Origin of the sequence: Trichocoleus sp. FACHB-46 (assembly GCF_014695385.1) — a bacterium.
Taxonomy (GTDB): domain Bacteria; phylum Cyanobacteriota; class Cyanobacteriia; order FACHB-46; family FACHB-46; genus Trichocoleus.
The window spans coordinates 1-6,666 of sequence record NZ_JACJOD010000029.1 but is presented as its reverse complement, the minus strand read 5'-3'; the positions used below and the strand labels follow the sequence as shown (position 1 = coordinate 6,666).

8 protein-coding genes and 1 pseudogene are annotated in these 6,666 nt (G+C 47.6%); 5 read left to right on the top strand and 4 right to left on the bottom strand.

The features are described 5' to 3' along the window. Positions 1–273 precede the first annotated feature (273 nt). A complete protein-coding gene (locus H6F72_RS16550) occupies positions 274–684 on the top strand; it encodes a hypothetical protein (RefSeq protein ID WP_190437862.1) in 411 nt (136 codons plus the stop codon). A gap of 553 nt (positions 685–1,237) precedes the next feature. Continuing rightward, positions 1,238–2,515, top strand: coding sequence for an ETX/MTX2 family pore-forming toxin (locus H6F72_RS16545; RefSeq protein ID WP_190437859.1), 1,278 nt, complete (start codon positions 1,238–1,240; stop codon positions 2,513–2,515). Positions 2,516–2,641: 126 nt separating this feature from the next. Here the strand turns inward: H6F72_RS16545 and H6F72_RS16540 are convergent, their stop codons facing one another. After that, a complete protein-coding gene (locus H6F72_RS16540) occupies positions 2,642–3,202 on the bottom strand; it encodes a hypothetical protein (RefSeq protein WP_190437855.1) in 561 nt (186 codons plus the stop codon). A 209-nt stretch (positions 3,203–3,411) separates the two neighbouring features. Between H6F72_RS16540 and H6F72_RS16535 the strand changes: the two genes are divergently transcribed. Further along, positions 3,412–3,747, top strand: a complete 336-nt coding sequence (locus tag H6F72_RS16535; RefSeq protein ID WP_190437852.1) for an FHA domain-containing protein — start codon at positions 3,412–3,414, stop codon at positions 3,745–3,747. A gap of 47 nt (positions 3,748–3,794) precedes the next feature. On the opposite strand, the gene H6F72_RS16530 is transcribed toward H6F72_RS16535, so the two are convergent. The 3 genes from H6F72_RS16530 to H6F72_RS16520 form a co-directional block, all read right to left on the bottom strand. Continuing rightward, entirely contained in the window at positions 3,795–4,334 is a 540-nt protein-coding gene (locus tag H6F72_RS16530; protein ID WP_190437850.1) for a hypothetical protein, read from the bottom strand. A gap of 173 nt (positions 4,335–4,507) precedes the next feature. Next, the gene (locus tag H6F72_RS16525) at positions 4,508–4,870 is read right to left on the bottom strand and encodes a hypothetical protein (RefSeq protein WP_199299134.1); all 363 of its coding nucleotides are present in this window, start codon (positions 4,868–4,870) and stop codon (positions 4,508–4,510) included. After that, positions 4,867–5,460 carry a ParA family protein gene (locus tag H6F72_RS16520; protein ID WP_190437847.1) on the bottom strand — a complete coding sequence of 198 codons (594 nt, stop codon included), beginning with the start codon at positions 5,458–5,460 and terminating at the stop codon, positions 4,867–4,869. The genes H6F72_RS16525 and H6F72_RS16520 overlap by 4 nt, the downstream gene beginning before the upstream one ends. Before the next feature lie 367 nt (positions 5,461–5,827). On the opposite strand from H6F72_RS16520, the gene H6F72_RS16515 reads away from it, so the two are divergent. Both H6F72_RS16515 and H6F72_RS30305 read left to right on the top strand, forming a co-directional pair. Next, a complete protein-coding gene (locus H6F72_RS16515) occupies positions 5,828–6,499 on the top strand; it encodes a transposase (protein ID WP_190437845.1) in 672 nt (223 codons plus the stop codon). After that, a pseudogene (locus H6F72_RS30305) lies at positions 6,496–6,666 on the top strand (IS701 family transposase); the annotation flags it as partial. The gene H6F72_RS16515 and the pseudogene H6F72_RS30305, both read left to right, overlap by 4 nt.

Genomic DNA, 6,666 nt, shown 5'->3' with positions numbered 1-6,666 from the left:
CAGCAGTTAAAAGTGCGCTTGGAGGCACTGACGGATGAAGTCGTGGCATCGATTACGGGACGGCAGTCTATCTGGGATGCTCTATCTGTCGCCAGAATTTAGAGAATTGGTATTAGAATTGCAGCTTTTGAGCTTCTGCATATTGCATATTGCATACTTTACATGCGTTCTTTACATAGCTCAGTGATCACAAGAAGCCTATTCATCAGTTCCACGTTGCTAAGTGCTAAGCCCGACTACTAGAGCCACCTGCCAGGCGTAGGGTGGGTTCAAGTGACTGCTATTGTTACGACGGCTAGAGACCTTAAGCAATTCAAGCAGGAAGCCTGCATGATGACTAAGAATGAGCACAAGCCGCCAACTGTCTCACTTGATGAGTTAGATAGGGAGGCGATCGCAGCATTGACCGCAGCAGCAAATCAACTTAGTCAGGCGTTGGCACTGCTAACTAAGCAGTTAGAAGAGAAGTACTCAGAACGGTGGATGACCCCTGATCTGGCTGCCCGTGAGTTAGACGTGACAGCTAAAGTATTGGACTATTGGCGAGAGAGCCCTGAGTTCGAACATGGCATTCACTATCGCAGTATTGCCAAGCCTGGAGCAGTGATTCAGCGTTGGCAGTACAACGTCCCTCAATGCCGACAGGCGTTAGCCAAGCCTCCAGAAAAGCGTAAGACTTTTTGAATACTCGCCAATCTAGCTAATCAAATATTTGACTAATCACATAGCTGCGTACGCAGTTATTTACTGAACCAGTCATTCAGCTAATAACTCGCAAACTAAATCGTTAAACTTTTTAGGCTTGGCTTCGCTAACTGCGATCGCTAAGGTTCAGCAGCGTCGAGATTTTGAAGAGATGTGGAGCAAGCTAATGACATCCTTCGAGAAGTAAGAAATTGAGAGAATGAAAGAAAACCGAAGCGAACTATTCAAATTCTCGAAACTCTAATACTGAAAGCCTGGTGCAGTGGACATGTGAGAGCTGAGAGATTGAAAGAAATGTCAGGTTGAACAAGTTAATGCTTGCAAGAGGATAGGAGCAATGCAGATTTGAGAGACGCAATTGTGGCGATCGCTAAATGGATACTCAATTTTAGCTAATTCAAGATTAACTACTTGCTCATTGCATTTCAGAAATCACTCGTAAGGGTGCCTAACCCCATCGGTAATTTACTCTCCTCACCATGATGCTTCCCTTAGCAATCAATTAGGGTCATCTACGGCCTAGGAGAAACAAATGTCTAATGTGTATGTTGCTATGCGTGCTACCGGTGGTAGTGGCGGTAATCCCTTTGGATTCTACGGTGGTACGAACGGCACTCTACTTCAAAAAATTGGTGTTTGGGCTGAAGGGTGGATGGTCAAAGCAGTCCGGGTATGGCTTACTGATGGCACAATGCAAACCTTTGGCAATCCCAGCGGCTCTTACAAGGAGCACAGTTTTCAGCCTGGCGAACGCATGACCCGTCTGTCCTTATGGGGGAATGGAAAAGGAAGTCGCCTAGGCTGGATTGAGTTTGCCACCGATAAGGGTATTACGTTCAGTCATGGCATGACCGATTGGAAACGCAACCAAGAATATCCAATTGATATTGGTTCTGGAATTTGTTGTGGGGTTTTTGGCAGGGCTGGATCTGACATCGACAATATGGGTTTTGTCTTCTTGCAGAAGATTCGGAGCAGTCGATTAACAGATGTCACATATCCCACATTGGGGCTACAAATGGCTGCAATTGAACCTAGAGTGATTGACTCAGAAGAGTTTCACAACAGTACCAGCAGGGAGCAGACCCAAACTTTTAGTGTTGAAGAAAAAATTACCCGGAAGTCGTCTTGGTCGATTACAGCAGGGCTAGAGTACTCCTACACCTCAAAAGTAGAAGCTGGCATTCCTGAAGTTGCCACGGTTGGCGCAGAATCAACTTGGAAAGTGAGTATTTCGGGTACCTATGGCAAGGAAGAGACTGAAGAATCCACCAAGAGATATGATTTTCCAGTGGTTTGTCCACCCAATTCGAGAGTAAAGGCAACAGCAACCATCAAAGAAGGAAAACTATCAGTGCCCTACAAAGGAGTGATAGAAGTTGTGCTGGAGGCAGGTAGCTCGTTTCGCTATCCAATCGAAGGAATCTATGAAGGAGTTTCCTGTTCTGAGGTGTATTTTGATATAGAAGAGATTGGGGCGGCAGGATACGAACTCTTTTGGAATGGTCAACGAGTCGGACATGAACCTACTTGGACTCGTCAACAAGCGATCGAAAATCTGGAGTGGAACAAAACTCAACGGCCAGATGTATTGGTTGAGGGGTGGTATAACGGCGAGAAAATGGGATATGAACTATTTTTAGATACTGTACGAGTTAAATTCGAACCTACTTGGACTCGTCAACAAGCGATCGCAGACCTGAGATGGCAGAAACTTCAGAATCAAGGAAAAAATTACAAAGGCTGGTTTAACGGTGAGGATCTAAACACCTTAGCAGCAAAAGCAGAAGCAATTCCGGTAACTGTTTAGAACTAAGGTTTATGCGTATTTCCGATAACACCAAGCCAGAAAGTCCTAAAATTCGCGCTTGAATTCATTCTCGCCTTGGCGTAATTTCGTCAAGATGAATCTCTATATTTTCGCCCACGCCCCACGTCACTCCGGCGCTGGCTTCGGGACGGTCCATAGCCCCTCGGACGGCTTGAGCTGTCCAACGAGCTTCCCATCCTCGAAGATCGTCACTTTCTGATAATTCGCTCTCGGCACTTGGATGGCCAGGAAGAACTTGAACTGCGCAGCGTCAACGTCGGACTTCGGGCGCTTCAGTCGATAACGCAGCGTCAACTCCCCAGCTTTGGTCGTCACCCGCTCGACTTCGAAGATTCGGTCCGCCTTCGACGGATCGGGAGATGCAGCGAACACGTGCGCCACCATGAGGATTTGGCTTTTCTCGTACAGACTTGCCTCCGGATGGAACGGGCGGGGATCTCCAGCGATCGGTGCGGGATGGAACACCTGGTCGTACTCCTGGGGCGTCCGGATCAGCGCATAGAATCGCGGCTCGGCCTGCTCGTCCCAGTTGACCGGGAAGTTCTGGTATGCATACATCGGGATGCGATTGTAGTTCTCGGCACATTCCCGCGCCATCCCTGTGCTGCCCATGACCACCAGGAAGCTGGTCGCCACGCCGAGGATAATCGTCTTTAAGGGTCGCATAACTGAGTCTCCATGAAGGAACGGTGTGGCATTGCAACTAGGCACTAAGTAACGCACCTACCAATCTGTGAGGCTGGCAATCTAATACCTTAAAGCTCTAATATCTTTCCCAAGACTGTGACAAATTAAGCTATTTGAGAATTCTCATGCTAAGTCAGTAAGCTAGGAAATTGGTCGTCGAAAATTTAATCCTTCTGTAAGCAACATCAATGCAGCAGATCCATTGCCTGGTTGTTGAATACGAGAAAAACCGCCGAGAATTCATTCTTAGCAATCCTATTTACTCAATTGGGAGCGATCCTAAATGCGATATTTGCCTGATTTCTCAGTTTGTCTCTCGTCGTCATGCCACCCTAGTCCAGCTACCTTACGAAGATGGCAGCTATTACTACCGGATTATGGATGGTAATCTCAAGGGCAAACCTAGTGCGAATGGCCTCTTAATTAATGGGCATAAGCTGCAAGCCCATGACCTACAAAATGAAGATGTAATTATATTTGGACCAGGAATTCAGGCTGGTTACGCTGTAAGAGCAACAAATTGATTGGGAGGTGTGCTTTTCTTTTTCCAGTGTTTGCAAGACTGGAACGCTTAATAATCAGAATGCCTGATGTAGGCAATTTGGCTTACTGGAGAATACACCACTTCAATCTCGTCCAGTGTCGGAAATTGTTTTGAGTAGCACTGTACTCGTCCTCCCTCCTCAAGTTCTTCTGGCTTCCACCAACCCCTTTCGGGGTACGAGGCAATATCTGGGGGTGAGTCTGAGTCTATATTCGATGGATCGCACTCATAGTCTGCAACTAGTTTGCCAGACTCTAGGCGCAGGTTCCTAGCGAACTGCCTAATATTTGATGAGTTCATCTTAAAACGGCAGTAGTACTCATAGCTGTCTCCGCTGAACCCATTGGTGAAACAACGGAGATTGGAAACTTTGCCGACACGACCTAAGTATTGAATGTAAAACCCCGTATAAGTCGGGATAGCACTACCCGAATTCAGTAGAGGTGGAACAGCGAATACAAGGAGAAAGAGATAAGCAATGAAACAAAGAGGAACAGCAATTGCACAAGTGATAAGTATTCGGAGAGAAATAAAACCATGCAAGCCTCGATTTGATAGCTTGGCCATTGCAACTCTCTGTAAAGTAGATCCAAGCTACCAGATCTCAAGAACTCAAGCTTGCATTTAACTTTGCCTTTATCGCCACTTCATTCAGGTAATAGTTGAACATCGAATACTGAATAGGTGGTACTGCACCTATTCAGTGACTTAGCTGACTAGCCAACTGCGTACGCAGTTAATCACCTGGCTAACCACTCAGCTAGTAACTCACAGACTAAATCACTAAACTCCTTAGGCTTGGCATCGCTAGCCGCGATCGCCTCACGGAGTAGCTTCTGCTTTACTTCCAGGTGCATGGATGCCGGAATGTAGGCCGATACCTGCTTGTAGTCGCTGCTGCTTCGCTTACCCTTGGCTTTCACCCTTTTGGGTGAATCATCTGCTACTTTCGGCTCAGCGTCTGCTTTAGGTGCGATCGCGCTTGGCTGCTCATCCTCCGGTTCCGGTTGCGACTCTACATCAATATCTGGTTCTGGCACCCTCGTCTTAACAGCATCGAAAATACCCTTAAGCTTGCCTGCTCTTTCGTCCTTGCCGCTCATGCCAACACCTCATGCCCAACGGCTTCGTAGCAGCGCCAAGCGATTTTTGCCATTGAATCCTTAACCTCGTAAACGGGTACCCCGACCAAAGCAGCTCGCTGGAATGCAAGGAGCCGTCTAATTTCAGATTCGAAGACTGGCAATCCAGCTTCAGTTAAAGTGGCTCGCGCTAATTCCGCATCCTTATTTGGCTTGGGTGAGGTCAGAGTGATGAGGATTCTATACTGGTCTGCTCCAAGCTCTCGCATAGCCTCAACAGTTTGCGCCAAAGCTTCCATTGCTAAGGCATCTGGCGAGGAAGGGATGATCATCAAGTCGCAGCCTTCAGCGATCGCCTTTAGGTCATCTGCTCCCGGTCGAGCTGCGGTATCAATGACGATGTGCTCAAACTGCCGAGCAAACTTTGGACCTTGCCGCTCATCCACCACCTTGAAGGGCAAAATTCCCCGCTGTGCCCAACCGAGAGCAGAGCGGTTGGCATCTCCATCAATAAGTAAGGTAGGGGCTTTTTTCTGCAAGTAGCAGGCCAAGTGGATGGCCGTGGTGGTTTTGCCAACCCCACCTTTGTAGGCAACGATTGTGATTATCATTGAATTTAATTGCAAACACTTAACTAGCCAGCCTGCCAGACTTTTGACAAGCTGGCTAGCCTTCTTGCTAAAAACTTAGTTGCTTAACAACTTAACTAAGCAAACATTTAACTATCTGAATACCTGCGTACGCAGTTAGCTAGGTAAGCAATTAAAGCTTTAGTCCAGAGCTTTAGTCCAAAGCTGTATCCACTAGCCATCAGAAGGCATATGCTTGAGGACCGCTAGAATCATGAGTTATTGCGGTATAAGCAATGCATCAAAAAAAGAGCTTGGGGCGATCGCTGCTGGAGTTTGAGAAGCCAAACCGTTATACCCTCTCCATAGATAATTCAGGACTTACGCAGGGCAACTCTAAACTAAAGAGATGAGCTTTAGCAAACTCGAATACTGCCAATACCTGCTCAGCAGCCCGGTTAACTACACAGTGACGAACTTGGCTGACCACCTGGCGGACATCAGCCATGACCACATCAACCGCTATTTGCGCGGCGAAAAGTTAACCCCTCGCCTGTTGTGGGACAACGTTAAACCGCTGCTGCAACCATCCTCAACTGCTTATCTATTGTTCGACGATACTGTCCTAGATAAGCGGCATTCCGCATCCATTGAACTGGTCAGACGACAATACAGCGGCAATGAGCATCGCGTGATTCGGGGCATTGGCTTGATTAGTTGTGTATACGTCAACGGTGAAACTGGACAGTTTTGGGTCATTGACTACCGACTCTATGACCCCGATGGCGACGGGCAGAGCAAACTCGATCACGTTGCAACCATGCTCGATGGCGTGGTGTACAGCAAGCAGTTACCGTTTGCAACGGTGTTGATGGACAGTTGGTATGCCACCCAAAAGTTGATGGCACAGATTGACCAGTTCGAGAAGCTGTATTACTGCCCGCTCAAAACGAACCGACGCGTCGATGGCAGCGGCGGCACTCAACCCTACCAACGGATTGACGAGCTGTCCTGGAGTGTTGAGGAGTTGCAAAAAGGTAGGCAGGACTTACGCAGGAGCAATATTAGACTGGAGCAATGAGCTTCACTAAACTCGACTACTGCCAATACCTGATCAGTAGCCCGATCAACTACCCAGTGACAAACTTGGCTGACCATCTTGATGGCATTAGTCATGACCGCATCAACCGTTATTTGCGTGGTGAGAAGTTGACCCCTCGTCTGTTGTGGGACAACGTTCAACCACTA

Bases quoted from the DNA above. Each gene is read 5' to 3' on its own strand.
- H6F72_RS16545 (WP_190437859.1), top strand. From the start codon at position 1,238: ATGTCTAATGTGTATGTTGCTATGCGTGCTACCGGTGGTAGTGGCGGT.
- H6F72_RS16525 (WP_199299134.1), bottom strand. From the start codon at position 4,870: ATGAGCGGCAAGGACGAAAGAGCAGGCAAGCTTAAGGGTATTTTCGAT.
- H6F72_RS16530 (WP_190437850.1), bottom strand. From the start codon at position 4,334: ATGGCCAAGCTATCAAATCGAGGCTTGCATGGTTTTATTTCTCTCCGA.
- H6F72_RS16520 (WP_190437847.1), bottom strand. From the start codon at position 5,460: ATGATAATCACAATCGTTGCCTACAAAGGTGGGGTTGGCAAAACCACC.
- H6F72_RS16535 (WP_190437852.1), top strand. From the start codon at position 3,412: ATGCAGCAGATCCATTGCCTGGTTGTTGAATACGAGAAAAACCGCCGA.
- H6F72_RS16515 (WP_190437845.1), top strand. From the start codon at position 5,828: ATGAGCTTTAGCAAACTCGAATACTGCCAATACCTGCTCAGCAGCCCG.
- H6F72_RS16540 (WP_190437855.1), bottom strand. From the start codon at position 3,202: ATGCGACCCTTAAAGACGATTATCCTCGGCGTGGCGACCAGCTTCCTG.